Here is a 26,056-nt window from a genome sequence, read left to right on the forward strand (position 1 = left end):
TTTCTCCTAACGCGCGGCTGAGCAGTGCCGATAACGACTGATAGAGCACGGATCGCTCGTCTGACGGCCACGGATCGGCCACCCGAAACCATCCCAGGCAGGACACTGTGCTCGAATCCGTGACTTCCGCCGCCTTGGCCAGCGCCATGGACGGCCTTGCGCTGCGCCAACGCGCCATCGCGAATAACATCGCGAACGTCAACACGCCGAATTACCAGGCGAAGCGCGTCAGTTTCGAGGCTGCCCTTGCGGACTCCGTGAAGTCCGGTAAGGGCAGCGTTTCCGCCGCCACGGGCACCTCGCTGGAGCCCACCCAGCTCAACGGCAACAACGTCAACCTGGACACCGAGACCCTGTCCAACATCGACACCGTGCTGCGCTTCCAGTTTGCCGCCCGGGCCATCGGCGGGGAATTCAATGCCGTGCGCGCCGCGATGAGGACCAACTAGTGACTTTCGACGCGATCGGCATCGCCGGCTCCGCCCTGACCGTGCACCGCAAGTGGCTCGACGCCGTCTCGGACAACCTTGCCAACATGAACAACGCCTCGCGCACCAGCGGACCTGCCTTCCAGACCAAGTACGTGGAAGCGGCCGAGGGCGCCGAGGGCACCGGCGTCTACGTCAAGAGCACCCAGCTGGGCAGCGGCGAAGGCCGGATCGTCTACCAGCCGGACCACCCCCTGGCGGACGCCAACGGCAACGTGAAGTACCCGGACGTGGACATGGCCGAACAGATGGGCGCGCTCATCATTGCCCAGCGCGGCTACCAGGCCAACGCGCAGGTGGTTGACCGCGCCCGTGAGACGTACCTGGCCGCCCTTGAGATTGGAAGATCCTGATGCCTGTTTCCCCAATCGCCCCCGTCCAGGGCGTTATGCCCACGGACTACCTGTCCGGCGCAGGCGCGGCCACCGGCACTGACGGCTCCGCCTTTGGTGCCTCGCTCACCGGCGCTGTGGACAACCTCCAGCAGCTGCAGTCGACGTCGAAAGAGCTTGCCGTTTCGGCCGTCACCGGCAACCTGGATGACATCCACAACGCCACCCTCGCGGCGAGCCGCGCCCAGATCACCCTCGAGCTCGTGGCCACCGTCCGCAACAAGGGCGTCGATGCGTTCAACGAGATCATGAGGATGCAGGCCTGATGCCTCCGCAAGTTACCGGCTTCTTCCAGCGCTTCGGATCCGGCCTCAAAGGATTCACCACCGGCCAGCGCACCCTCGCCGCAATCGGCGCTGCCCTGCTGGTGGTGGGCATCATTGCCCTCTCCGCGTGGCTGTCCAGGCCCACCATGACGCCTTTGTTCTCCGGCCTCAAGGACACCGACGCCAACGGCATCGTGGAGCAGTTGCGCAAGGACAACGTGCCGTACGAACTCAGTGACGGCGGCTCCACCATCCTGGTGCCGCAGGCCAAGGTCTACGACGAGCGCCTCAAAGCTGCCGCCGCGGGACTCCCGACGGCGGCAGCCACCGGCTACTCGCTGCTGGACAAAATGGGGGTCACCTCCTCCGAGTTCCAGCAGTCCGTCACCTACAAGCGGGCCCTCGAGGGCGAACTGGCGAGCACCATCACGGCCATGGACGGCGTCAAGACCGCCGCGGTCCGCCTCGCGATCCCGGAAAAGACCGTCTTCGTGTCCAAGACCCCGGACACCACCGCCTCCGTCTTCGTGGAAACCGCCGCCGGCACCACACTCTCCGGCGACAAAGTCCAGGCGATCGTCCACCTGACCTCCGCCGCCATCGAAAACCTCAAGCCCGCCAACGTCTCCGTTGTCGACTCGCAGGGAAACGTCCTGTCCTCCGTCGGCGGCGGGGCCGCCGGATCGGCGACCAAGCAGGCCACCGACTACCAGCAGCGCACGTCCGACGCCGTAAAGGCCGTGATGGACCGCGTTGTGGGTCCCGGCAACTCCACCGTGGCCGTGGCCGCGGACGTCACCGGAGAATCAGCCCAGCAGAAGAGCGAAACGTTCTCCAACGCCGCCGACGCCCTGCCGCTCAGCGAATCCTCCAAGACCGAGAAATACACCGGCACCGGGGGAGGAGCCGCGGGCGTCCTGGGCCCGGACAACATCGCTGTTCCCGGCGGCACCAGCGGAAACGGCAGCTTCGACTCCTCCACCGCCACCAAAAACAACGCGGTCAACAAGGTCACCGAAGATCGCGTGATCCCGCCGGGCGCCGTCAAGCGGCAGACCATTTCCGTGGCCGTCAACCAGTCCGCCGCCGGCGGACTGAATCTGGGCTCGCTGACCTCCCTCGTCACCGCCGCCGCCGGCATCGACACGGCCCGCGGCGACGTGGTCACGGTGGAAGTGGTGCCGTTCAGCACCGCCGCCGCGGACCAGGCCGCGGCCTCCCTCGAGGCCGCCAAGGCCGAGACGGAAGCCGAAAAGCAGTCGGCGTTCTTCGGGACGCTGATCACCGCCGGCAGCATCCTGCTGGGACTGCTGATCCTCGCCCTCGTGATCGCGATGGTGCTGCGGCGCCGGCAGAAGCGCGAACCGGTGGACCTTGGCGAACGCCTGGACCTGGAGATAATGCCGGTCATGCCCGCCGTCTCCGCGATCGGTGCCCCGCCCATGACATCGGCCATCCCGATGACGGCGCTTCCGCCGTTGCCGCCGTCGCCCTTCCAGATTGAGGACGAGAGGCACCGCCAAGAGATTGACAGCATGGTGGCGAACAATCCCGAAAAGGTGGCCGACTACCTGCGCGGGCTGATGGACGACAGGCAGTCGGTATGAAAATCGCCGAATCGACACTCACAGGAACGCAGCGGGCCGCTGTTGTCCTCATGCAGATGAGCTCGACCAACGCCGCCCGGGTGATGGCGCAGTTCACGGATTCCGAGGCCGAAGACATTGCCGCCGAGATTGTTCGCCTCCGCAAGGTGGACCCGGTGGTGGCCGAGCAGGTCATGACCGAATTCCGTGAAAGCGCCCTGTCCGCTCCCCGCCAGGCGAGGGGCGGCCGGGAACTTGCCGAAAACCTCCTCGCAGCCTCCTTCGGCTCTGTGAAGGCCGCCGGACTGATCAACCGCCTGGCGGTCAACGTGGCGGGCCGGTCCTTCGAATTCCTCGAAGAAATTGAACCCGTTCAGGTCCTGGCCCTCATCGACGGCGAACTTCCGCAGACCATCGCCCTTGTCCTCGCCCATCTGAGCCCGCGGAAGGCCTCGGCTGTGATGTCCGGACTCCCCGGCTCCCTCCGGGCCGACGTCGCCCTGTGCATCGCCACGATGGGTTCCGGCGCGCCCGAAGCGATCGGGATTGTCGCGGAAACCCTGAAGGTGCGCGGCGGGGCCGCCGTCTCGCAGCAGGCCTCCAAGGTGGTTGGCGGTATCCAGCCGCTGCTGGAGATCATCAACAAGGCCGACGCCAGCACGGAACGCTCCGTGCTGGACGGCCTGGACCTGCTGAACCCGGAGCTCGCCGTGGAGATCCGGGCCCAGATGGTGACCTTCGACGACATCGTCAAACTGGAACGCCGCGACGCCCAGCTGGTGCTTCGCAGCCTGGATTCGACGGTGCTAGCCGTCGCCATGAAGGGCGCCTCGGAAGCCGTCCTCGAAAGCATCACCACCAACGTCTCCGGCCGCAACCTGGAAATCCTCGAAGCCGAGATCGCTGCGCTGGGCCCGCTGCGGACCTCACAGATCGAAGAGGCCCGGGCCGCCGTGGTCCGTTCCATCCGCGAACTGGACGCCGAAGGCGAGATCACCATCCACCGCGACGAAGAAGACTATGTTTACTGACGGATCCGCTGCCGGCAGTGCCCCGGCCCGGATTGTCTTCCCCTCGCTGCGCTCAAGCAGCCCTGCCAGCGAGCAGGCCGGCTACACCGAGGGCCACGCCGCCGGCTATGCCGCCGGCGTCCGCGCCGCCGCCAAGGAGCAGCGCCGCTGGCGGGACCGGATGGCGGCCGAACAGGCTGCCTCGCTGGCTGCCGGGCAGCAGGACCTCGACCGTGCCGTGCGCGCCCTTGCCGTGGCGCGGACCGACTTCGCCCTCCGCAATGTCCGGGCCCTGGAAGACGCCGAAGAGGTCCTTGCCCGCACCGCGCTGGAACTCGCCGAGGCCATCCTGGGCTACGAACTCGCCGAAGGCACCCGGACGGCGCGTGCCGCCCTGGCGCGCGCCCTCTCCGCAAACGACGACGCCACCGTGCTGGCGATCCGGCTCAACCCGGCCGACATCGACGTTCTCGCCAAGGAAGGCCAGGACCTGCCGGCCGGCCTGCCGTTGATAGCAGACCAGTCGCTGAGCCGCGGAGACGCCAGGGTCGAATACCAGCAGGGCTGGCTCGACGCAGGCCTGGGCAGCGCCCTGTCCCGCGCCCGCGCCGCACTCCTGGGAGACCACGGCTGGGGCGACAGCGTGCCGGGAGGCCAGCCATGATCGCCGAGTGGCGCCCGAAGGGTGCCGACTACGCCGAGGCCCTCATGGCAGCCGCCCCGCAGCGGGTGGGCGTGGTCACCTCGGTCATGGGCCTGGGACTCGAAGTGTCCGGGCTTGACTGCGCGCTGGGCGACCTGGTGACCGTGGGCCAGAACCCCGGCCTCGACGCCGAAGTGGTGGCCGCGCTGGACGGCTCCGTGCGCTGCATGCCGCTGGGCCGGCTTGCCGGTGTTGCGGCGGGCGACCCCGTCCGGGCCAAGGACGGCAACGTCCTCGTCCCCACCGGACCGGGACTCTTCGGCCGCGTCATCGACGGCCTTGGCCGCCCGATCGACGGCAAGGGCCCGCTCAACAGCGGCCCCCGCGTGCCCATCGACAACGAAGCCCCGAACGCCATGAAGCGCGCCCGCATCGACACGGCCCTGCAGACCGGGGTGCGCGTCCTGGACACGATGACCACCCTCGGCAAGGGCCAGCGGATGGGCCTCTTCGCCGGCTCCGGCGTGGGCAAGTCCTCCCTGCTCTCGATGATCGCGCGCGGCACGGACGCCGAGGTCTCCGTGATCGCCCTCGTCGGGGAGCGCGGGCGTGAAGTCCGGGAATTCCTCGAGGACGACCTTGGCCCGGCCGGCCTCGCGCGCTCCGTCGTCGTGGTCGCCACCTCCGACGAACCCGCCCTCATGCGGATGCGCGCGGCCTTCACCGCCACCCGCATCGCCGAATCCTTCCGGGACAAGGGCCAGGACGTGGTCCTGATGATGGACTCCCTCACCCGTGTGGCCATGGCCCAGCGCGAGATCGGCCTCTCCGCCGGCGAGCCTCCCGCGACCCGCGGCTACCCGCCGTCGACCTTCTCCATCCTGGCCCGTCTGCTGGAACGCGCCGGCACCGCCGAGACCGGCTCCGTCACCGGCATCTACACCGTGCTGGTGGACGGCGACGACCACAACGAACCGATCGCCGACGCAGCCCGCTCCATCCTCGACGGTCACGTCGTGCTGGACCGGAAACTGGCCGTCACCGGGCATTTCCCCTCGGTGGACGTGCTCGGCTCCATTTCCCGCGTCGCCACCAAGGTCAACTCCCGCCCGCACCTCGAGGCGGCGGCGACCCTTCGCCGGGTCCTCGCGGCCCGCAAGGCGGCCCAGGACCTGATCGACGTCGGCGCCTACCAGACGGGCACCAACCCGCTGGTGGACGCGGCCCTTAACCACGAGCAGGACGTGAACGCCTTCCTGCAGCAGCCGATGGATGAGTCCACGGCCCACCCCGAGTCCTGGATGCGGCTCGAGAACCTCACTTCGATCCTGGGAGCCGCAGCATGAACCGCCAATTCTCCCTGGCAGGGCTACTGCGCCTTCGCCAGATCCAGCAGGACCAGGCCGCCACCGGGCTTGCCCGCGCCCGGTCACGGTCCAGTTCCGTGCGGGCCCGCGAAGCCGCCGCCCGCCGCGAGCTGGGTGCCAGGGACGAGCCGATCTCCGGCTCAGCGTCCCTGCGGGCCATTGCGGCCGCACGGTCCTCGTCCCACAGCATGCTCGCCGACCTGGAGAACCTCGGGAGGATTGCCGAGACCGACGAAGCCGATGCCCGCAGCGAGTTCATCGCCGCCCGCACCCGCTCCGTAGGCCTGGAAAAGCTCCAGGCCCGCCACGATGCCGAGGTCAACACCGAAGACCTCCGCATCGAACAGTCCGCCCTGGACGAAATCGCGTCGACCGTCTGGCACCGCGACGAGCAGCCGGTGAAGTCATGAGCATGACCGAGGCGATCGGCCGGATGCAGGGCATCCAGTCCATGATTTCGGAGCTGACGAAGCCCGCCGCGTCCGAAAGTAACGCCGCAGCCCTGAAGTCCGCCGCCGCGGCATCCCTGGCCACCGGGACGGGAAGCGGCGACGCCGCCTCCTTCACCGACGCACTGAGCGCTGCACTGGGCGGAACCGCCGGAACCGGTATTTCCTCCCTCGCCAACAGCCTGGGGCTGGGAAGCACGACGGCGGTGGGGGCCCTCAAAGGCCTCACCGCGCCGGGCACAGTGCCCGCGGCCGGCGCCGCAACAGGGACCGACGTCGTGGCCATGGCGAAGAAGTACATCGGCGTTCCCTACGTCTGGGGCGGCACCAACCCCGCCACCGGGATGGACTGCTCGGGCTTCACCCAGCGGGTCTTCAAGGACCTCGGCATCGAGATTCCCCGCGTCGTGAGCGACCAGATGCGCCAGGGCACGCCCGTCGCGTCGCTGGCCGAGGCCAAGCCCGGGGACCTGCTGGTCAGCTTCGGCGGGGACCACATCTCCATCTACCTGGGCAACGGCAAGGCGATCGACGCCCCCGTCCCGGGCAAAACCATCCAGATCCGCGACGCCTGGGAACAGCACTCCAACCTGACGTCCATCCGGCGGATCGTCCCGGCCGGGGCCGGCGCATGAAAGGCCTGGATCTCGCAGCGGCACCGGCTGCACCGGTCCCGGGCCGGGGCACCCAGCCGGGTGCCCGTTCGCGGTCCGAGGCAGCCAGCCCCGACGCGGGTTCCTTTGACGCCGTCTTCAACGACGTCCACAACAATCTTCCAGACAAGGCTCCCGACGCAGACGCAGCCGTGCGCGACGCCGTGCGCGACGCTCCCGCTGACGCCGGCGCGCAGGATCCTTCCGATGCCTCGGCGAAAAACGTGGCGGCATATGCCGGCAACGCGCAACTGGCATCTGGCAGTGCAGGAAATCAGAGGCAGGCGACTCAACAGGACGCGCCGGCCGCGGCACCCGGGCTTCCGGTGACCGGTGATCCGGAGCTTTCACCGGCCACCGCTGCCGCTGCGGCCGGGGCAACGGCCGGACCTGATCCACGCCTTGCGGTGCCCGGAGCACTCCTGGGCGGAATATCCCAGACGGCTGCGGTGACGGCGACACCGGCAGTTGCTCTGGTGACACCGACTACACCGGCAGTTGGTCTGGTGACACCGACGACACCGGCAGTTGCTCTGGTGACACCGACGACACCGGCGGTTGCTCTGGTGACGGCGACGACACCGGCGACGGCGACGACACCGGCGACGGCGGCAACGCCGGTGAGCGGACAGGGACCTGCCCTGCAATCGGGGGATACCGGACCCGTTTTCGCCCACGCAACACGGCAGGCCGCGGCACAGCCATTGGCACCCGGCGCCGGCGGCACCGCCCCGCTCGGGACGCCTGCCGAAGATCTTCCGGCCGCTGCCCCCGCGGCCGCGGCTGTGCCGGGGAACGCGGCACCGGGCGGTGCTAGTGCAACGGCAGCGGCGCCGTCGACCGTAACATCGGCAACGTTGGCCACCGCTATGGCCACAGGCGGCGCCTCAGCCAGCCGTGCCGCCGTCGTGCCGGCCGAAGTTAAGACAGCCCGAACCAACACCGCCGCGCCTACGGACGCGCTCGCCGCGGCCGGCGCGGCAGCAGCCGCCACGCCGCCGGCCAACCAGCCGGCGACGGCTGCAGCAGCGCCCGTACCGCAGCCCGCTGCCCAGGCACCGTCCCAGTCCGGCGCCACACTCCAGCCGCAGCTGGCCAAGCCGCTGTTTACCCTGGCCGGGGCGCCCCACGGGCAGCACATCATGACGCTGCAGGTGACTCCGGAGGATCTTGGACCGATGACGGTCCGGGCGCACATCGATGCCGCCGGTGTCCGGATCGAGCTCTTCGCCCCGGGCGACGCGGGCCGCGAGGCGATCCGCGGGATACTGCCGGAACTGCGCAAGGAACTCGCCGACGCCGGCCTCGGCGCCAGCCTCGACGTCTCGGAGCACGGCGGACCCGGCACCGCGGCCCGGGACGGTGCAGGTCAGGATGCGGCAGGCCGGGACGGCACGGGCAGGGACGGCGGCTCCGGACCGGGCAGCCGGAACGGTACGGGCGAGCCACGCCCGGGACACCGCTGGGAGGCCCTCGCGGACGCCGGGGCACTGCGCAACACCAGAATCCTGAACGGCCCCCAAACCACCCTCGACATTCTTGTCTGACACGAAGGAACGCGACTCATGACGATCCAGCCCATCGCTTCACAGCCGGTTACCGCCGCGGGGGAGACCCCGCAGGCCGCAGCCGTTCGCGCGCCAGTGCAGACCATGGATTCAGAGGTCTTTATGTCCCTCCTGGTGGCACAGCTGAAGAACCAGAACCCGAGCGCGCCCATGGACACCAACCAGATGATGAGCCAGACCATCCAGCTCTCCATGATGGAGAAGATGTCCGAGCTGACCACCAACAGCAAGGAAGGGTTCTCCCTCCAGATGCGGCAGGCCGCCGCCCAGTTGATCGGCCATTCCGTCGGCTACACGCTCGGCGACGGCACCACCGGCACGGGGATCGCCAGCTCCGTGTCCTACTCCGGAGCGGTTCCGACCGTCAAGGTCGGCGACCTCTCCATCCCCCTGGACTCCATCACCGGGCTCACCGCTCCGGCCGCTTCCTGACCATTTTTCCACCCGTAGAAAGGCAGTTCCCATGCTCCGCTCGCTGTACTCCGGAATCTCCGGCCTTCGCGCCCACCAGACCATGCTGGACGTCACCGGCAACAACATCGCCAACGTCAATACGGCTGGATTCAAGGCTTCCTCCACCCAGTTCCAGGACACGCTCTCCCAAATGACCCAGGGCGCGTCCGGCCCGCAGGCCGAATCCGGCGGCAGTAACCCGGCCCAGATCGGCCTCGGCGTCCGCGTCGCCGGCGTCAGCACCAACTTCGCCCAGGGCTCCTCGCAGAGCACCGGCCGCGCCACGGACATGATGATCTCCGGCGACGGCTTCTTCGTCACCAGCAAGGGCGGCCAGCAGCTCTTCACCCGCGCCGGCGCCTTCAACCCCGACGCCGCCGGTCAGCTGGTCAGCCCCGACGGCGGCATTCTGCAGGGCTGGACCGCCGTCAACGGTGTGGTCAACCCCGGCGGCCCGGTCAGCGGCATCACGCTTAATGCCAACACGCCGGTGCCGGCCAAACTCACCACCTCGGCGACTATGGATGGGAACCTGCCCAGCGACGCTCCGGTTACGACCACCCTTCAGCGCGTCGTCAAGGTTTTCGATTCCAACGGCGCCGAACGGAATCTCACCATCGACTTTTCCAAGACCGCGACGGGTTGGGATGTTGCCGCAACCGACGGCGCCGCGGTCTCGAATGTCACGTTGACACAGCAGCCGAATGGCGTGCTGGTGGCCAGCGGCCCGCTGTCGGTTGGCGGCGTGGCCGTAGACCTCTCCAATACATCCGGATTCGCCGGCATGACCTCCCTCGCCGTCAGCGGCCAGAACGGCTCCGCGGCCGGCAAGCTGGAGTCCTACACCCTCGGCAACGACGGCTCTGTGATTGGTTCCTTCAGCAACGGCGTCAAGCAGGTCCTGGCCAAGATCGCCCTCGCCAAGTTCACCAACCCCTCGGGCCTGGAGAAGGCCGGCGGATCGTCCTACGTGGCCACCGCCAACTCCGGCGGCGTGCAGCTCGGGGGAGCGGGCGACGCCGGCATCGGCAGCCTCTCCGGCGGGTCCCTCGAAATGTCCAACGTGGACCTCTCCCAGGAATTCACCAACCTGATCGTCGCCCAGCGCGGCTTCCAGGCCAACGCCCGCATCATCACCACCTCCGACGAGGTCCTGCAGGAGCTCGGCAACCTCAAACGCTAAGTCCTGCAGCGGCTCCGGGTTCGGCGTAAGGCCGGGCCTGGAGCCGCCGTCGTATTCCGCCAGAACCCAGGCCGCTCCGGCCGTAGCGCAAAATGGCACTTCCGTGGACAATCGGAGCTGTGACAGCCGGATTGCCACGGGGATGAGCCACCTCGACGAGGTCGACGGGTCCACGCCCGTGCCTGGCCGCGAATCGACCGGGGAGCGGCCGGCCCGCTCCACGGCAGCGGGCCGGCCCTTCCTGATGGGCCGGCCCTTCCTGATGGGCCGGCATTTCCTGAAGTTCGCCATTATGGTGGCGGTCCTGGTACTTGTCTGGGCCGCCATTGCCTTCTTCGGGACCCCGTCCGGCACCGACCGCCCGGGCCAGGCCAACACCGGAGTTCCGCCGGGCACGCAGCTCACTGCGCACAACACCGCCGGGACAGACCTCATCATCACCGAGGACGGGACCGTCCTGGATGGCCTGGACGTCTGGGGCGACATCAAGATCCGTGCCAGCAATGTGACCATCCGGAACTGCCGGCTGCGCGGCGGGCTGCACGTCCCGCCGTCGAATACCGGGATCGTGGACGCCACCGACGCAAGCGTGAAAGGACTGCTGGTCGAGGACAGCACGATCGCGCCGGAACGGCCGTCCTACTTCCGCGACGGGATTGTGGGCCATGACTACACGGCCCGCCGGAACAACATTTACGGCAGCAATGACGGACTGGGGATCTTTAACCGCCCAGACGGCGCCCCGGCCGCCAATGTGGTGGCCGAGTCCAACTACATCCACGACCTCAGCTACTTCAGCAACGACCCCGCCCATGCCGACGGCACCCACAACGACGGCATCCAGGTGCAGGGCGGCGAGAACATCCGGATCGCCGGCAACCACGTGATCGGCTCCACCGTCCGGGGCCCCGGCAGCAAATCCAGCGCCCATGGAACCTCCGGGAGCACCGCGATCATGCTGCAGCAGAATGTCGCCAAGCTGGCCGGCGTCGTCGTCGAAAACAACTGGCTGGACGGCGGCCAGAGCAGCATCGTGATCGACAACGCCGACTACCCCCACGTCACGGTCACGGTCCGCGCCAATAGGCTCGGCCGGAACCAGTTCGATTTCGGTAATAACTCGAAGTACCCCGTGCGCATCATCGACTGCCGGGCCAGCACCGTCACGGGCCTGGCTACCAACGTGTGGGCGGACACCCTCGAGGCCTTGGGCGAGGGCGCCGCTGCCGGGATCCGGTACGACCGGAAGTGTGCCTAACCGCCGCCTAACGAAGTCGGCGGCCGTGCCGACAGTAAGAGGCGAACACCCTTCCCCTTGCTGAGTAACGCTGAGCAGAAGAACAGAGCAGAATCGGCCCATGATCGTCGTCACACGCCTCAACGGAACGCGCTTCGCGGTCAACCCGGACCTGATCGAGCGTATCCACGAGAGCCCGGACACCCACCTGGTGACACTCGACGGAGCCGCGTACGTGGTCCTCGAAAGCCTCGCCGACGTGGTGGAACTCATTGCCGACTACCGGGCCTACGTCCTCAGCAAGGCGCGGGATTTTCCCGCGGTCACAGGGTACCCGTTGAGCCTGGTTCCGATGTCGGACCCAGCACACCAGGCCAGCCGCGCCGCGCCCGAGCAACCAAGAAAGTAAGCCATGGATCCCGCTACAGTCATTGGACTGCTTCTCGCCTTTGGCTCTGTCATAGCCATGGTGACCCTGGAGGGCGCCAGCATTTCTTCCCTCCTGCTGCCGGCCCCCATGATCCTCGTTTTTGGTGCCACCCTTGCAGTCGGCCTCGCCGGCAACACCCTCAAAGACGTAGTCCAGGCCTTCAAGGCATTGCCGAAGATGTTCATGGGGAAGACGTCCAAGCCCCAGGACAGCATCGACCAGATTGTCCGCTTCGCCGAAAAGGCTCGTTCCGAGGGGCTGCTGTCCCTCGAAGAAGAGGCCGCCAGCGTCAAGGATCCCTTCCTGTCCCGCGCCTTGCAGAACATTGCCGATGGCACCGACGCCGAGGACCTCCGGGTGCTCCTTGAAGATGAGATTGACTCCAAGTCGCGCAGCGACCACGCCAACTCGAAGTTCTTCGCCAGCCTGGGCGGCTACGCCCCGACCATCGGCATCATCGGCACCGTGGTGTCCCTGACCCACGTCCTCGAAAACCTCTCCAAGCCCGACGAACTTGGGCACATGATCGCCGCCGCGTTCATCGCCACCCTTTGGGGCCTGCTCTCTGCCAACTTCATCTGGCTCCCGTTCAGCTCGCGCCTGGCCCGGCTGTCCGAGCTGGACATCGAACGGATGACGCTGCTCATGGAAGGCGTGCTGGCCGTGCAGTCCGGCGCCCAACCGCTGCTGCTCGCCGAACGGCTCCGGTCCATGGTTCCCGAACACCAGCTCAAAGCCTCCGGAAGCGGCCGAAAAGGCGCAGACAAGGGCGCGGACACCTTGGATAAGGCAGCGTGAGTCCCAGGCGCCGCCCGCGCAAGAGGCCGGAAGAGCACCACGTCGACGAGCGCTGGATGGCCTCTTACATGGACATGGTCACCGTCCTGATGTGCATGTTTATCGTGCTCTACGCAATGTCCACGGTGGACGCCAACAAATTCGAAAAGCTCCGCACCTCCCTGGCCACAGGCTTTGGGGCGACCGCCAGCGAGACCGTGGACACCGCCACCGGAACCGTCGTCCCGCCGGAACTTGTGAACAAAGATCTTGAAGCCTTCGCCGCCCAGAAAGACGCCGTCGCCCCGGCCACCCCCGATGCGATGGCAGCGGCCCTCAAGGAAGTGGAGCGGCTGCACGATCTCGAAGAGCAGATGAAGGCAGGTCTGGCCACCGCCGGACTCAGCGACAACGTCGAATTCCAGATCGACCAGCGCGGCCTGACGGTGAAACTGATCGGATCCCAGACCTTCTTCGAACCCGACCGGCCGGAACTCACGGGCAGGGCATCCCAGGTCCTGCAAGTCATCTCCCCGATCCTCGGCCCGGCAGCGCTCGAGATCATGGTCGAGGGCCACGCAGCGAACGGCGTTACGGCCTTCCCGTCCACCTGGGAGCTGTCCTCGGCGCGGGCCGTCAACGTCCTGCGCTACATGGTGGACCGCGGCGGGATTCCCCCGGCGACCATCGGCGCCGTCGCCTTCGGCTCCGCCCGGCAGGTCAACGACGATTCCACGCCGGAACTGATGGAGCGGAACCGCCGCGTGGACATCGTGATCATCTCCGACAAACCCGACGTCGTCCGGGCACTCATTCCCGAAGCGCTGAAGCTCAGCCAGAAGTAGTTGTTTTTTGCTGACCGCGGATTGCCTGCGACGGAATGCTTACGACGGCGGATTCCTTGCCGATAGTGGCAACCGTGAGTGTTCTGGATGAGCGGGAAGTGGTACGGGAGCGGACCGTAAGCGTCTACGACTTCCGGCGTCCCGCGACGCTGGCACGCGAACACAGCCGCGTGCTGGAACTTGCCTTTGAAACCTTCGCCCGCCAGTGGGGCACCCAGCTGACCGCCAAGGTCAGGGTCAAGTCCGTGGTGCGGCTCGAAGACGTCAGTATGCTCAGCTACGACGAGTACGCGGCATCCCTGCCCGCCGTCACGGCCATGGTGCTGTGCACCGTCGAGGCCCACGATTCCAAGCTGGTGGTGCAGTTCCCGGCACCGGCGGCCCTCGGCTGGGTGAACCGTATGCTCGGCGCCTCCAAGGACGCGCCCATGCCGGACCGCAAGTTCACCCAGATCGAGCAGGCGCTGGTCAAGGGGCTTATGGACGAGGCCCTCGAGGACCTCGGCTATTCCCTCGGGCCGCTGCTGACCGAAGCCGTCCGGGTGGACACCATCCAGTACAACTCGCAGTTTGCCCAGGCCGCAGCGCCCGGCGAGCTTATGATCGTCGCGGCGTTCACCATGAACGTCGGCGACATGAGCGCCCCGGCCACGTTGGCCGTCCCGGCCGCCCTGCTGCTCGGACGGCTCAAGAAGGTCAACCCGACGGACAACCGCGGCGACGCCTCGGCCCGCGTCAGCGCGCAGCTGGAACGCGTGCCGGTGGAGCTTTCGGTGCGGCTCTCGACGTCGTTCGTCACCCCAAGCCAGATCCTTGGCCTCGCCGTCGGAGACGTCCTCACCCTGCCGCACCTGGAAAACCGCCCGTTTGACCTCACCCTGGACGGCACCAGGCTCGCCACCGCCGCCCCGGCCCGCAACGGGTCCCGGGCGGCCGCCGTTATTGTCACAATCGAGGAGAATCACCGATGAGCATCACCCTGACCAGGCACGAATCGTCGGCGGAACGGCTTGTCGAGGAGCTGCCCAGCCCGGTGGCCCTCAAGGTTGTCGCGCTGGTGCCGGCACGGGCAGCGGCTGCCTACGCACGCCAGGCTGTCACGGCCACCTTCGTCGGCTCCGTCACCGCGGACCTCGCCCTTATGCTGAGCGACCGCACCTTCCTCGACGAGGCGGCAGGCGGCGCGGCAGCAGGCCAGCTCGGCGTCGTCTCCGTCACCGATGTGCTGCGCCCCGCGATGGAAAGCGCCAGCTCCGTCTTTGGTGCCGGCGTCCTGAGCGACCTGCGCGAATCCGACGCCTCCGGGCTGCTCTCCGACCCCGACACAGCCGTCTTTGAGCTCTCCGACGGGTCAAGCCCCTCGGCCTGGTTCGCGGTCCGCCTCCGCGAACACAGCACCGGCCAGGACCGCGGCGGCGACGTGTTCGCCGGCGGCGATGCCGTCGCCGGCCGGCTGGGCCGCATCAACAACATCGAAATGGCACTGACCGTGGAGATCGGACGCACCCGCATGTCGGTCCGCGACGTACTCTCGCTCGAACCGGGCAAGATCATCGAATTGGACCGCTCCGCCGGGGCCCCCGCCGACGTACTCCTCAACGGCCGCCTGATCGCACACGGCGAAGTGGTGGTGCTGGACCAGGATTACGCCGTCCGGATTACCCGCATCCTCGATGTTGCCGAGGGGCTCAGCTGAATGGACTCGCTGATCCTCGGGCTGCGGGTACTCGTGGCCCTGGGCGCGGTGCTGGGCCTCATGTGGTTCCTGCAACGCCGGCTCGGCAAAGGCACCGGACGGCGGCGGGCTGACCGCGCGCTGACCATCGTCAGCCGCCAGAGCGTCGGCCAGAAGGCCTCCGTGGTAGTTGTCGACGCCGCCGGCCACCGATTCCTGCTCGGCGTCACCGACCACGCCGTCAGCGTCCTGCACACCGGGGACATCCCTGCGGAAGCGGAAGAGGTCCCGGTTGCCGAGAACCGCGCCGGCGAATTCGCCCGCCTCCTCGCCGGCTTCGGCCCGCTCTCCGGCGGAAAGACCGGCTTCCCCGACGGCGGGGCGGACGGCAAAGCCGCCAGCCAGGCCGACGGCGAGGGTGCTTTCTCCGACGCGCCCGGTGCCAGCGCCGACAGCGTTCCGCTGTCCCGGCGCAGCACCCTGCACCGGGACTCCCACACGCGCGGCCCCGCAACCCGCGCGGGCAACTCCGCGCACCCGCCGCTGCACGGTTCGATCCTCGCCGGCTCCACCTGGAAGCAGGCCGCTGCCGCTCTCAGGAGCGGACGCCGCAATTGATCCGCACACTCAGCGCCCCACCCACCCGAGCACGCCCGGCCGCCGCTGCGCCTGACCGGCAGCCCCCGGCCAGGGTCCTCGCCCTGGGACTCGCCGCCGTCGTCCTCGCGGTGCTGCTGCTGTGGCTCAACGCCGCGACCGGCCACGCCGCACCCATCGACCCCACCCCGCCGGTGGCCCCGACGGATCCGGCCAACCCCGGCGGCGGCAGCGTCAACATCGAGATCAACGGACTCGACGGCAAACCGTCCACCGCCGTCCTGACCCTGATCGGGATCACCCTGCTCTCAGTGGCGCCCGCGCTGCTGCTGATGATGACGTCTTTCACCAAGATCTTCGTGGTCCTGGCCATGACGCGCAATGCGCTGTCGCTGCCGTCCATCCCGCCGAACCAGGTGCTGGCGGGCCTGGCCCTGTTCATCTCGATCTTCGTGATGTGGCCGGTGATCAACGAGATGAACAACATCGGGGTCCAGCCCTACCTGAACGGCACCCTGGACTTCAACGGGGCCGTCGCGGCCGCGTCCGGCCCGCTGCAGCAGTTCATGCTGGCCCACACCCGCGAAGAGGACATCGCGCTGATGACCCGCGCCGCGGGTGCGGAAAATCCGGCCACCCCGGAATCTGTACCGCTGCAGAGCCTGATCCCGGCCTTTATGATCTCCGAACTGCGCGCCGCGTTCATCATCGGCTTCGTCATTTTCATCCCGTTCCTGGTGATCGACCTCGTGGTCTCCGCGGCCCTGATGTCCATGGGCATGATGATGCTCCCGCCGGTGATGATCTCGCTGCCCTTCAAGATCCTCCTCTTCGTCCTTGTGGACGGCTGGGGCCTGATCATCACCTCGCTCATCCAAAGCTATGCAGGCACCGGGTGAACGCCAACGCCGTCCTGGACATCTGCCTCCAGGCCATGATCGTGGCCGCCAAGCTCTCCGCCCCCGTGCTGGTCACGGCTCTCGTCGTCGGCCTGGCGATCGCGCTGCTGCAGTCCATCACCCAGCTGCAGGAAGCCACGCTGTCCTTCGTGCCCAAGGCCGCGGCGGTGGCCATCGCCCTGCTGGTGTGCGGGCACTGGATGATCTCGGAGATGGTCGCGTTCACCAACGACCTCTTCGCCAAGATCCCGTCCCTGCTCGGGGGCCTGTGAGGTGGGCATCCCGATCGACCCGACGTGGCTGGAAGTGCTGTTGCTGGCCACCGTCCGGATGACGGCATTCCTGATCGTGGCGCCGCCCTTCGCCCACCAGGCGTTCCCGGGGCGGGTCAAGGCCATGCTGGGCCTGGGCCTGGGCCTGGCCGTCTCACAGCGGGTATCCGTCGGCTACACGGCACGCGATACCGCCGGCTTCGTCAGCGGGGTGGTCCTGGAGCTTGTCACCGGGCTGGCCCTGGGATTTCTGGTCCTGGTGATCTTCTCCGCCATCCAGTCCGCCGGCAGCCTGATCGACCTCTTCAGCGGGTTTCAGATGGCGCAGGCCTTCGACCCGCAGATGATGGTCAACGGCGCGCAGTTCACCAGGCTCCTGCAGATGGCCGCGCTGGCCCTGTTGTTCTCCTCGGACGGCTACCAGCTCGTCATCACCGGACTGACCGGCAGCTTTGCGGCGTTGCCGCTGGCCGGCGGCATTGATCTCGCCCAGCCGGTCCAGGCCATGACGGCGGCGGTTACCGGCATGTTCCTCGCCGCGGTCCAGATCGCAGGCCCCCTCGTGGTGGTCTTGTTCCTCGCCGACGTCGGGCTGGGCCTGCTGACCCGCGTGGCACCGGCGCTGAACGCCTTCTCGCTGGGCTTCCCGCTCAAGATCCTCCTGACACTGTCGCTGGCAGGCTTTATGTTCCTTGCGCTGCCCAGAATCGTCTCCAGCCTCGCAGGCCAGGCCGCCAAGACCGTGCTGGGGGTGGGCTGATGTCGGATTCACAGGAAAAAACCGAAGAAGCCACCGACAAACGGATGAAGGAGGTCCGCTCCAAGGGCCAGCTCTCCCGGTCCCAGGACCTCACCGCGTGGCTCGGCGTCGGGGCCGCCGCCATCATGATTCCGGCCACCGTTGAACGTGCCTCCAACGCCGCCACGGACCAACTGTTCAGCGTCCGCGGCATCGTGGCCGCGCCGGACCCAGGGAAAGCCGTGATAGCGCTGGAAGACGGCCTGGCCGCCATCGCCGGCATCGTCGGGCCGATGCTGATAGTCGTGTTTGTTGTGGTCCTGGCCGGATCCGCGCTGCAGGGCGGAGTTCACCTGAAGAAGTTCAAGTTTGATTTTGAGCACTTCAAACTGCTCGGCGGCCTGAAGCGGATGTTCGGCATGCAGGCGGTCTGGGGCGGCGTCAAGGCGCTGCTGAAGGCCAGCGTGGTGGGGCTGGTCCTGTACAGCGTGGTGCAGGGCCTGGTCCCGGTCCTGCTGACCGCCGGGGGAATGCCCGTGGCCGGCGTGGTGCAGGCCGCGGGCGGCGGCATTGCCTCCCTCATCCAGTTCGCCGTGGCTGCCGGAATCGTGCTGGCGGCGGCGGACTTCTTCGTCGTCATGCGCCGCAACCGCAAGAAGACCCGGATGTCCAAGAAGGAAGTCCAGGACGAGAACAAGAACAGTGAAGGCGATCCGCTCATCCGGTCCCAGCGCCGGGCCCGGCAGATGGCAATGAGCCGGAACCGCATGATCGCCGCGATCGGAGACGCCGACGTCGTGCTGGTGAACCCCACGCACGTGGCGGTGGCGCTGAAGTATGAACCCGGGAAGTCCGCGCCCCGTGTGGTGGCCAAGGGCTCAGGCCATGTTGCGACCAGAATCAGGGAAGAGGCCGAGGCGAAGAACGTGCCGATGGTCCAGGACATTCCGCTGGCCAGGGCCCTGCACAGTGCCTGCGAGCTGGGCCAGGAGATCCCGGTGGACTTCTACCGCGCCGTGGCCGGGGTCCTGGCCTTCGTGATGGCGCTCAAGGCCCGCGGCGCTGCCAGCGGGATGCACCGAATGACCAGCACAGCCGCAGCCGTAGGAGTCGCCGTATGAGGCACCGCGTGAACACTTTTCGAACCAGCGTCTGTGAAGGGACCGCACCATGATCAAGAAGCTCGCCCCGCTGACAGTGCCGATCGGCATCGTCGGCATTGTGCTGCTGCTGATTGTTCCGGTGCCCGCGCCCCTGCTGGATGTCCTCATCGTCTGCAACATCCTGTTGGCGCTTCTGGTCCTGCTGACCAGCATGTTCGTGAAGAAACCGCTGGACTTCTCCGTCTTCCCCTCGCTGCTGCTCGTCGCCACCCTGTTCAGGCTGGGCCTCAACGTCGCCTCCACCCGGCTCATTCTGGGGGAGGGGCACGCCGGCCAGGTCATCGAGGCCTTCGGCAAAGTGACAGTGGGCGGCTCCATGATCATCGGCGCGGTCATCTTCCTGATCCTCGTGGTCATCCAGTTCGTCGTGGTCACCAAGGGAGCTGAGCGCGTCGCCGAGGTGGGTGCCCGCTTCACCCTCGACGCCATGCCCGGCAAGCAGATGGCGATCGACGCCGACCTCAACGCCGGCCTGATCACCGACACCCAGGCCCGCGAACGGCGGGCCGAGGTCTCGGCCGAGGCCGACTTCTACGGCGCCATGGACGGTGCCTCGAAGTTCGTCAAGGGCGACGCGATCGCCGGACTCATCATCATCATCATCAACTTCATCGGCGGCATCGCCATCGGCATGCTGCAGCGCGGCATGGAGATCGGCGACGCCGTGAGCACCTACGGCATCCTGACCATGGGCGACGGGCTGGTCACCCAGATCCCGGCCCTGCTGATGGCAGTGTCCACCGGCATGATCGTGACCCGCTCGAACACCGAATCGGACATGGGCCGCACGGCGTCCACCCAGCTGATGCAATCGCCCAACGCACTTATGATCGCCGGCGTCGCCGCGATCGCCATGGCCCTGATCCCCGGCATGCCGCCGCTGCCCTTCGTTCTTGTCGGAGCCGGACTGCTGTTCGCCTCCCGCCGGATCGCCGCCCGGCAACAGCATGACGAGAAATCGGCCGAAGCCGAGGCGAACGCGCTGAATTTCCCGGAGATGGATCCCAACGACAAGCTGCTCGAGGACATGCGCATCCACCCGGTGGAGATCCTGCTGGCCCCGGACCTCGTGGACATGGTCTCCGGCGCCTCGGATGACCTGCTGGCCCGCGTGAGGTCCCTGCGGCACAAGATTGCGATGGAGCTGGGCCTCGTCATCCCGCCCGTCCGCACGAGGGACAGCGTGGACCTCCCGCCGGCCAGCTACGCGATCCGGATTGCCGGTGTGGAAGCCGGCCGCGGCACCGCCCCGAGCGGCCAGATGCTCGCCCTGGGTGACAGCCTCGACTCGCTTCCCGGCATCGCCATGATCGAGCCGGTTTTCGGCCTGGCCGGCAAATGGATCCCGGCGGAAATGCGGCACAACGCCGAAATGACAGGCGCCACCGTCATCGACCGCGTCTCCGTGCTCGTGACACACCTGTCATCGATCGTCACGGCCAATGCAGCCCGGCTGCTGTCCCGCGAAGACGTCCGCGTGCTGACCGAAGGGGTGCGGAAGCAGAGCCCCTCCGCCGTCGACGAACTCACCCCCGCGCTGCTCTCCCTCGCCGAACTGCAGCGCGTGCTCCAGGGCCTCCTGGATGAACAGGTGCCCATCAACGACCTCGCCCGCATCTATGAGGCGCTGACCCTCCGCGCCAAGATCTCCACCGACCCGGAGTCGCTGGTCGAGTCCGCCCGCCAGGCCCTCGGCCCGGCACTGACGGCCAAGTTCATGGACGGTCCCGTGCTGAACGTCATCATGATCGACCCGCTCCTGGAGCAGTCCATGCTCGAGGACATGCGCCCCGCCGAGGGCGGCAGCCAGATCGTGATGGGTCAGGACAGGCTCGACGCCGTGCTTCGCTCGGTGAGCCGCGCCGTCGACTCCGCCACCGCGGCCAACCGCCAGGCCGTGCTGGTCTGCGCTCCGGCGCTCCGGCCCGCCATCCACCGGCTCGTGGGATCGCAGCCGGGCTCGGTGCCCGTGCTGTCCTACCGCGAAGTCACCTCCGCCAATGTCCGGATCGAAACAGTAGGAGTCGTACGCCATGCCGAACCACTTTCGGCTTAAGGGATCCTCGCTGGAGGAGATCCGCCGCAAGGCGGAAAAGCAGCACGGACCCGCAGCCCGCATTGTCTCGGCGGAACGTGTCATCAGCCCCGGGATCGCCGGGCTCTTTGCCGGGGACCGCTACGAGGCGATGGTTGAAGTGGTGACCGGTCACGAGGTTGTCACCGGCGAAGTGGTTCCCGACGCGGACATCCTGGCCGAGGGGGATGCCGCCGCCTCGCGTGCGGCGGCCGCCCCCGCCCACCAGCTGCACGGAGCCGCGATCGCAGCGCTGCTCGAGGAGGCGGACACGGCCGAGGTCAACATGCACCGGCCTGCGAACGCCAGCCTGTCGACCGAGTCCCCGGACTTCGCCGAACTGCTCGAGCAGCTCGGCGCCGGGCTCCGGGCCCCGGCGGCCGACTCTCCGGCTGCCGGTGCCCCGGCCGGCTCCCCGAACCGCACGCAGCAGGCCGCCGCCGCTCCCTCCGCCGCTCCCGCCAGGCCCCCGGCCGCGGAGCCGGCGCCGGAGCCCGCCCCCCGGCGCGAGATGGTCCCGACCCCGCTGAACGGGGTCGGGGACCTGGTGGTCCTCGTCGGGCTGGGGGACGACGCCCTCGACACCGCCCTGGCCATGTCCACGGCGGCCGGCGGCGCCGACGTGCGCACGGCCGGGAAGCTGTCCGCCTACGGCCACCTGCACGTGGACGGACGACAGAGCGCGACGGCGGCCCGCGCCCGCGCAGTGCTGACGGAACAGACAGTGGTGGTGGCGTTCGGGCTCGGGAAGGCCCGCGACGCCATCGCCCGGCTCCAGTCCGTCGCCGCGCTCTCCGCCGACCAGCTGTGGGTGGTGGTGGATGCGGGACGCAAGGCAGAGGACACCGCACGCTGGGTGGGAGTCCTCGCCGCGCAGCTGAGCATCAGCGCGGTGGCCGTCGTTGGGGCCGCCGAAACCGCCACGCCCGAAACCATCAACGGGCTCGGATTGCCGCTGGGCTGGATCGACGCCGCGCCGGCACGCGCCGTGACAATCTGAGATGGACAGAAGCGACATGGCGCCAGCAGCGGGAATCGTCCGCAGCCCCGCACAGCGAAGGGTAGATTGAGAGGATGCTGGTACTTACACGCAAGCCGGGCGAACAGATCATGATCGGCGACGGGATCGTCATCACGGTTCTGGAAGGCCGCGGCGACGGTGTCCGGATCGGCATCGAGGCACCCCGGGGCGTTCCGATCCAGCGCCGCGAGGTTATTGAGGCCATCGCAGCCGCCAACCTTGCCGCAGCCCAGGCCGGCGCGGATTCCGAGGACGCGCTTCGCGGCCTGCTGCCGCCGGCCCCTGCCGCCGGCACGGACTGACCGGCACGGACTGAACGGCACGGACGCATCAGTCCCGGTTGCCGCCGAGGTACTGGGCCAGAAGGGGCTGGGTTGTCCGGCGGGTGACAGCCAAAGCGCGCTCAATATTTCCCGTCGTCGTCAGCTGATCGAGAGCCCCCGCGGTGTCCGACACGCCGGACGCGCCGGCCGCTGGCTGGCGGTCAAGACTGCGCAGGGTGTCCTCATTGGCGCGGGCGGCAGTACCGAGTTGCTGGAGCAACGCGCGCAGACCCTCGAGATGTTCCTGCAAGACTTCGGCCCAGGCGCCGGGCGGAGCCCCCGCTACGAGCTCGATCAGCGTCGCTTGTGCCGGCAGGCCCCATTCGGCCGCCACCGCGGCCGATTCGACGCTCCGGGCTAGGGCTTCAAAGCGCATCCGATCGAGCACAGTCTCCACCTCGGAAGCGGTAAAGCTCAGCCATGGCAGGTGGCCGGCCAGGACGTGGAGCCGCTGCGTCTCCAGCCTGAATATCAGCAGCTCCAGCTGCCGGCGCTCCTGCCAGAGAGCCGCCGAAAGATCACCTGCACCCATGGGCCCCCTTCCCTTGACGCCCGGCTGAGAAGCCTTGCCGCATTTTCAGCCAAGCTTTTCCCTGAGGTTACACGCAGATTGTGACGCAGGTGATAGGTTTCGTCTTGGGTGCTGCGCCCGGGTTTCACACACCGACTTCCATGGGGGGAGCACGGGACCGTTTTTGGGTGCGGCTCTTGGTCTTTTAAGGCTTCCGGATCTGGGCTCATGGGGGGATACTATTGAATCGCGTGGAACGCAACGAGATGGTCACACAGCATCTTCCGCTGGTTGGCTACCTCGTCTCAGACTTGTGCTCAAAGGCGTCACACCTATCCCGCGATGACCTGGCGTCTGCTGGCGCCATTGCCCTGATCACCTCGGCCGATTCCTTCGACCCTGACCTCGGTGTGCCGTTTGGTGCCTTCGCGCGCCGGCGCATCCTCGGCGCGTTTGCCGACGAGATGCGCGCCAGCGACTGGGCAACCCGATCGGCGCGGCGCCGGATCAAAGAAACGATGTCGGTCCAGGAAACCCTGGCCGCCGCCCTCGGACGCGCCCCCAGCGTCGACGAGATCGCCTCGGCCCTTGGCGTCCAGCAGAGCGTTGTGGAGGCAGCCCTCGCCGATGCCTCGCGCACCCTGACGCCGCTCGATGATGCCGTCGTCGACACACTGGCCGCAGAAACCCTGACCCCGGAACACTCCGTGCTCGCGGACGAACGGCTTCAGTACCTCAGGGCAGCCGTGAAGTCCCTCCCGGAACGGATGCGCTACGTCGTCGAGGAGATCTACTTCGGCGACAGGACCGTCAAGGAGCTGGCCGGGGAACTTGGATCCACCCACGCGGCGGTCTCCCAGCAGCGTGCCGAGGCCATCCGGCTCATGCGGGACGGCCTCACGGCTCACTACGCGGACGATCCTGATCGGGGTTTCGAACCCCAGTCCAGGATCACCCCGCGGCGCCGCAACGACTACCTGTCCCAGCTGGATGCGGCCACCACGGGCGGCATTACCCGCGCAATGTTCCCGCAGGGGCCGCTGCTCAACGAGGCGGTTTGAGCCTGCGCTGCAGCCTCCACGGCTGACGTTAGTAAGTCGACTTAGTAAGCTGACCGAGAAATTCCGCGGGGGGCCGTCGCGGTCCTCCGTGCCCTGGGGTAGCGTCTGATGCATCGGACGCAACGGAATCGGACCCACTCAGGAGGACCCATGAAAGCAACACCGACCCTCACGACTAACCTGCAGGCAGTGCTCGTGGACCTGATCGAACTTCACGTCCAGGGCAAGCAGGCGCACTGGAACATTGTGGGGGCGAACTTCCGGGACCTCCACCTGCAGCTGGACGAAATTATCGATGCTGCCCGTATCTTCGCGGATGACCTGGCGGAACGCATGCGCGCCCTCCACGCCCTGCCGGACGGACGCAGCTCCACGGTGTCCAAGTCCACCTCCCTCGCCGAGTTCCCGGCCGGCCTGATCAACACCAAGGACGCCATTGAGCGGATCGTTGCGGCTCTCGAGGCCGCCGTCGGCACCATGCGCAAGGTCCACGACGAAGTCGACGAAGAGGATCCGACGACGGCGGACCTGCTGCATGCGTTCATCGCCAAGTTCGAGCAGTTCGCATGGCTGGTGAACGCGGAGACGATGCGGGCCAATGCCAGCGTCACCACCGCGGACAGCGAGTAGTCTTTCGCCAGCAGTTCCCAGCGCCCGATCCCGGCACCCGCCGGCGTCGGGCGCTTTGCGGTTGAACGGTGGTGTCCGGTCCTCCCACGCCGGCTATTTCGCTGTCGGCACTTTGCGGAGGACGACGGCGGCGAGGACTGACGCTCCCGCCATCAGCACCATCGCGATGGCAGCCGTGATGTGAACGCCCGAATCGAACGCGGCCCTGGCGGCGGCCGTCAAGGCCTCCGCCAGGGGTCCCGGCAGGGTGTGTGCCAGTTCGATGGCACCGGCCAGAGTCTCGCCGGCCTGGACGGTTGCATCCGCCGGAGCCGTCTCGGCGACGCCGGAAGGAAGCCGGAGGTTGCGCTGGTACGAGGCCGTCAGGATCGAGCCGAGCACAGCCGTGCCCAGCAGTGAACCGACCTCGTAGCCGGTCTCCGAGATGGCGGCCGCTGCGCCGGATTTCTCCGCGGGGGCGGCGCCGAGGATCAGGTCATTGGAGATGGTCTCCGCCGCGCCGACCCCCAGGCACAGGACCAGCAGGGCCGCCAGCAGCAGGGCGGGGCCGTTGCCGTGGTCGCCGAAGGCCACCACGAAGTAGCCTGCGGCGCTCAGGAGCAGTCCGCCGGCAACCACGAAGCCCGGCCGGACCTTCCGCACGAGCGGCACCACCAGCATTCCCGCCGCGACAGTGGCGATGAGGGCCGGAACCATCGCGACGCCGGACTCAGAGGGGGACTGGCCCTCGAGCAGCTGCAGATGCTGGGCGAGGAACAGGATGAAGCCGTTGAAGGAGAACAACGCCAGGACGTTGGCAATGATCGCTGTGCTGAAGACCCGGTTGCCGAAGAGGGTGATGTCCAGCAGCGGGGCAGCCGAGCCCCCGCGTTTCTGGCCGCCCCGCAACAGGGCCCGCTGCCGCCGAATGAAGATGTACCCCATGAACAGGCCGAAGCTGATTGCGGCGAGCGGTTCGGGCGCAGCGCCGTGGGTGGCCAGGGCCTTGATGCCGTAGACCACCGGAACCATGACCAGCAGGGACAGGACAATGCTGGCAATGTCCACCCGGCCGGGATTCGGATCCCGCGATTCCGGGATCAGAACAGGCCCCAGTGCGAGCAGGGGCAGGATGATCGGCACGGCAACCAGGAGGATGGCGCCCCACCAGAAGTTTTCCACGAGCCAGCCGCCGAAGATCGGGCCCAGCGCGGCGCCGCCGGAGAAGCCGGCGGCCCAGATGGCAACGGCCAGCCTGCGGCGGTTGGGCTCCGGGAAGATGTTGCGGATCAGGGACAGGGTGGACGGCATCAGCATGGCGCCGAAAAATCCCAGCCCTGCGCGTCCGGCAATCAGCCATTCGGCGCTGGGGGCGAAGGCGGTGACCGCCGAGACGGCGGCGAAGCCCGTGCTGCCGATGAAGAGCAGCCGGCGGCGGCCGATCCTGTCGCCGAGGCTGCCCATCGCCACGAGCAGGCCGGCGAGGACCAGGGGATAGGCGTCGACAATCCAGAGCAGCTCCACGCCGGTGGCGTCGAGGCTGCGGGCGATGGCCGGCAGCGCGAAGGTGAGTGCCGTGTTGTCGACGGCCACGAGCAGCACCGGAAACATCAGCAGTGCCAGCGCCAGCCAGTCGCGCCACGGCGCACGCGGCGCCGCCGTCGACGTCGGTTCGGTGGCCCGCGTTCCTGCGCTCCTGGTGCCGTCTGCAGTAAAGGATGTATTGCTCATGGTAATAACTGTACCGTCTGGACGGTATAGTTAT

Annotated in this window: 30 protein-coding genes; 28 read left to right on the forward strand and 2 right to left on the reverse strand. The window is 67.8% G+C overall.

The features are described 5' to 3' along the window. Positions 1-107: 107 nt before the first annotated feature. From ACZYZE_RS07515 to ACZYZE_RS07640, 26 genes are all read left to right on the forward strand, one after another. Positions 108-449, forward strand: coding sequence for a flagellar basal body rod protein FlgB (locus ACZYZE_RS07515; protein WP_459318611.1), 342 nt, complete (start codon positions 108-110; stop codon positions 447-449). Then, positions 449-841, forward strand: a complete 393-nt coding sequence (locus ACZYZE_RS07520; RefSeq protein ID WP_463907181.1) for a flagellar basal body rod protein FlgC — start codon at positions 449-451, stop codon at positions 839-841. Before ACZYZE_RS07515 ends, ACZYZE_RS07520 begins: the two co-directional genes overlap by 1 nt. After that, a complete protein-coding gene (gene fliE, locus ACZYZE_RS07525; protein WP_459318609.1) occupies positions 841-1,146 on the forward strand; it encodes a flagellar hook-basal body complex protein FliE in 306 nt (101 codons plus the stop codon). Before ACZYZE_RS07520 ends, fliE begins: the two co-directional genes overlap by 1 nt. After that, on the forward strand, positions 1,146-2,753 hold the full coding sequence (gene fliF, locus ACZYZE_RS07530) for a flagellar basal-body MS-ring/collar protein FliF (protein ID WP_463907182.1): 1,608 nt from the start codon (positions 1,146-1,148) through the stop codon (positions 2,751-2,753). The genes fliE and fliF overlap by 1 nt, the downstream gene beginning before the upstream one ends. Further along, positions 2,750-3,763, forward strand: coding sequence for a flagellar motor switch protein FliG (fliG, locus tag ACZYZE_RS07535; RefSeq protein WP_459318607.1), 1,014 nt, complete (start codon positions 2,750-2,752; stop codon positions 3,761-3,763). Before fliF ends, fliG begins: the two co-directional genes overlap by 4 nt. After that, the gene (locus ACZYZE_RS07540) at positions 3,753-4,406 is read left to right on the forward strand and encodes a FliH/SctL family protein (protein ID WP_459318606.1); all 654 of its coding nucleotides are present in this window, start codon (positions 3,753-3,755) and stop codon (positions 4,404-4,406) included. The genes fliG and ACZYZE_RS07540 overlap by 11 nt, the downstream gene beginning before the upstream one ends. Next, the gene (locus tag ACZYZE_RS07545) at positions 4,403-5,731 is read left to right on the forward strand and encodes a FliI/YscN family ATPase (protein WP_463907184.1); all 1,329 of its coding nucleotides are present in this window, start codon (positions 4,403-4,405) and stop codon (positions 5,729-5,731) included. Before ACZYZE_RS07540 ends, ACZYZE_RS07545 begins: the two co-directional genes overlap by 4 nt. Beyond that, positions 5,728-6,162 carry a flagellar FliJ family protein gene (locus ACZYZE_RS07550; RefSeq protein ID WP_459318604.1) on the forward strand — a complete coding sequence of 145 codons (435 nt, stop codon included), beginning with the start codon at positions 5,728-5,730 and terminating at the stop codon, positions 6,160-6,162. The genes ACZYZE_RS07545 and ACZYZE_RS07550 overlap by 4 nt, the downstream gene beginning before the upstream one ends. Next, complete coding sequence (locus tag ACZYZE_RS07555) at positions 6,159-6,836, forward strand: C40 family peptidase (protein ID WP_463907185.1); 678 nt, start codon at positions 6,159-6,161, stop codon at positions 6,834-6,836. The genes ACZYZE_RS07550 and ACZYZE_RS07555 overlap by 4 nt, the downstream gene beginning before the upstream one ends. After that, the gene (locus ACZYZE_RS07560) at positions 6,833-8,401 is read left to right on the forward strand and encodes a flagellar hook-length control protein FliK (RefSeq protein ID WP_463907186.1); all 1,569 of its coding nucleotides are present in this window, start codon (positions 6,833-6,835) and stop codon (positions 8,399-8,401) included. Before ACZYZE_RS07555 ends, ACZYZE_RS07560 begins: the two co-directional genes overlap by 4 nt. Positions 8,402-8,419: 18 nt before the next feature. After that, the gene (locus tag ACZYZE_RS07565; RefSeq protein ID WP_326968677.1) at positions 8,420-8,854 is read left to right on the forward strand and encodes a flagellar hook assembly protein FlgD; all 435 of its coding nucleotides are present in this window, start codon (positions 8,420-8,422) and stop codon (positions 8,852-8,854) included. Between the two features lie 31 nt (positions 8,855-8,885). Beyond that, positions 8,886-10,058 carry a flagellar hook protein FlgE gene (locus tag ACZYZE_RS07570; RefSeq protein ID WP_459318600.1) on the forward strand — a complete coding sequence of 391 codons (1,173 nt, stop codon included), beginning with the start codon at positions 8,886-8,888 and terminating at the stop codon, positions 10,056-10,058. A 142-nt stretch (positions 10,059-10,200) separates the two neighbouring features. Beyond that, a complete protein-coding gene (locus tag ACZYZE_RS07575; RefSeq protein WP_463907189.1) occupies positions 10,201-11,316 on the forward strand; it encodes a right-handed parallel beta-helix repeat-containing protein in 1,116 nt (371 codons plus the stop codon). 100 nt (positions 11,317-11,416) lie between these two features. Then, entirely contained in the window at positions 11,417-11,704 is a 288-nt protein-coding gene (locus tag ACZYZE_RS07580; RefSeq protein ID WP_459318598.1) for a flagellar FlbD family protein, read from the forward strand. 3 nt (positions 11,705-11,707) lie between these two features. Continuing rightward, positions 11,708-12,523 carry a motility protein A gene (locus ACZYZE_RS07585; protein WP_459318597.1) on the forward strand — a complete coding sequence of 272 codons (816 nt, stop codon included), beginning with the start codon at positions 11,708-11,710 and terminating at the stop codon, positions 12,521-12,523. Further along, positions 12,520-13,347: an OmpA/MotB family protein gene (locus tag ACZYZE_RS07590; protein WP_463907191.1), complete on the forward strand. Its 828-nt coding sequence runs from the start codon at positions 12,520-12,522 to the stop codon at positions 13,345-13,347. The genes ACZYZE_RS07585 and ACZYZE_RS07590 overlap by 4 nt, the downstream gene beginning before the upstream one ends. Positions 13,348-13,421: 74 nt before the next feature. Further along, a complete protein-coding gene (locus tag ACZYZE_RS07595; RefSeq protein ID WP_459318595.1) occupies positions 13,422-14,318 on the forward strand; it encodes a flagellar motor switch protein FliM in 897 nt (298 codons plus the stop codon). Continuing rightward, complete coding sequence (fliN, locus tag ACZYZE_RS07600) at positions 14,315-15,043, forward strand: flagellar motor switch protein FliN (protein ID WP_459318594.1); 729 nt, start codon at positions 14,315-14,317, stop codon at positions 15,041-15,043. Before ACZYZE_RS07595 ends, fliN begins: the two co-directional genes overlap by 4 nt. Continuing rightward, positions 15,044-15,640: a flagellar biosynthetic protein FliO gene (fliO, locus tag ACZYZE_RS07605; RefSeq protein WP_459318593.1), complete on the forward strand. Its 597-nt coding sequence runs from the start codon at positions 15,044-15,046 to the stop codon at positions 15,638-15,640. Next, positions 15,637-16,518, forward strand: a complete 882-nt coding sequence (fliP, locus tag ACZYZE_RS07610; protein ID WP_459318592.1) for a flagellar type III secretion system pore protein FliP — start codon at positions 15,637-15,639, stop codon at positions 16,516-16,518. Before fliO ends, fliP begins: the two co-directional genes overlap by 4 nt. After that, on the forward strand, positions 16,515-16,790 hold the full coding sequence (fliQ, locus tag ACZYZE_RS07615) for a flagellar biosynthesis protein FliQ (RefSeq protein WP_326961651.1): 276 nt from the start codon (positions 16,515-16,517) through the stop codon (positions 16,788-16,790). Before fliP ends, fliQ begins: the two co-directional genes overlap by 4 nt. A gap of 1 nt (position 16,791) precedes the next feature. Next, on the forward strand, positions 16,792-17,550 hold the full coding sequence (locus ACZYZE_RS07620; RefSeq protein WP_459318591.1) for a flagellar biosynthetic protein FliR: 759 nt from the start codon (positions 16,792-16,794) through the stop codon (positions 17,548-17,550). Next, a complete protein-coding gene (locus ACZYZE_RS07625) occupies positions 17,550-18,650 on the forward strand; it encodes an EscU/YscU/HrcU family type III secretion system export apparatus switch protein (RefSeq protein WP_459318590.1) in 1,101 nt (366 codons plus the stop codon). Before ACZYZE_RS07620 ends, ACZYZE_RS07625 begins: the two co-directional genes overlap by 1 nt. A gap of 49 nt (positions 18,651-18,699) precedes the next feature. Further along, on the forward strand, positions 18,700-20,748 hold the full coding sequence (locus tag ACZYZE_RS07630) for a flagellar biosynthesis protein FlhA (protein ID WP_463907195.1): 2,049 nt from the start codon (positions 18,700-18,702) through the stop codon (positions 20,746-20,748). Further along, complete coding sequence (locus tag ACZYZE_RS07635; protein ID WP_463907197.1) at positions 20,726-21,766, forward strand: hypothetical protein; 1,041 nt, start codon at positions 20,726-20,728, stop codon at positions 21,764-21,766. The genes ACZYZE_RS07630 and ACZYZE_RS07635 overlap by 23 nt, the downstream gene beginning before the upstream one ends. Before the next feature lie 74 nt (positions 21,767-21,840). Beyond that, positions 21,841-22,089 carry a carbon storage regulator gene (locus tag ACZYZE_RS07640; RefSeq protein WP_459318587.1) on the forward strand — a complete coding sequence of 83 codons (249 nt, stop codon included), beginning with the start codon at positions 21,841-21,843 and terminating at the stop codon, positions 22,087-22,089. Between the two features lie 28 nt (positions 22,090-22,117). On the opposite strand, the gene ACZYZE_RS07645 is transcribed toward ACZYZE_RS07640, so the two are convergent. Continuing rightward, positions 22,118-22,642, reverse strand: a complete 525-nt coding sequence (locus tag ACZYZE_RS07645; protein WP_463907199.1) for a flagellar protein FlgN — start codon at positions 22,640-22,642, stop codon at positions 22,118-22,120. 221 nt (positions 22,643-22,863) lie between these two features. Between ACZYZE_RS07645 and ACZYZE_RS07650 the strand changes: the two genes are divergently transcribed. After that, positions 22,864-23,682 (forward strand): sigma-70 family RNA polymerase sigma factor, encoded by an 819-nt coding sequence (locus ACZYZE_RS07650; RefSeq protein WP_463907200.1) that lies wholly within the window; start codon positions 22,864-22,866, stop codon positions 23,680-23,682. A gap of 150 nt (positions 23,683-23,832) precedes the next feature. Beyond that, positions 23,833-24,312, forward strand: coding sequence for a Dps family protein (locus ACZYZE_RS07655; RefSeq protein WP_459318584.1), 480 nt, complete (start codon positions 23,833-23,835; stop codon positions 24,310-24,312). Between the two features lie 93 nt (positions 24,313-24,405). Here the strand turns inward: ACZYZE_RS07655 and ACZYZE_RS07660 are convergent, their stop codons facing one another. After that, complete coding sequence (locus tag ACZYZE_RS07660) at positions 24,406-26,022, reverse strand: MFS transporter (protein ID WP_463907202.1); 1,617 nt, start codon at positions 26,020-26,022, stop codon at positions 24,406-24,408. Positions 26,023-26,056: the final 34 nt, after the last annotated feature.

It is taken from the genome of Pseudarthrobacter woesei, assembly GCF_055412745.1.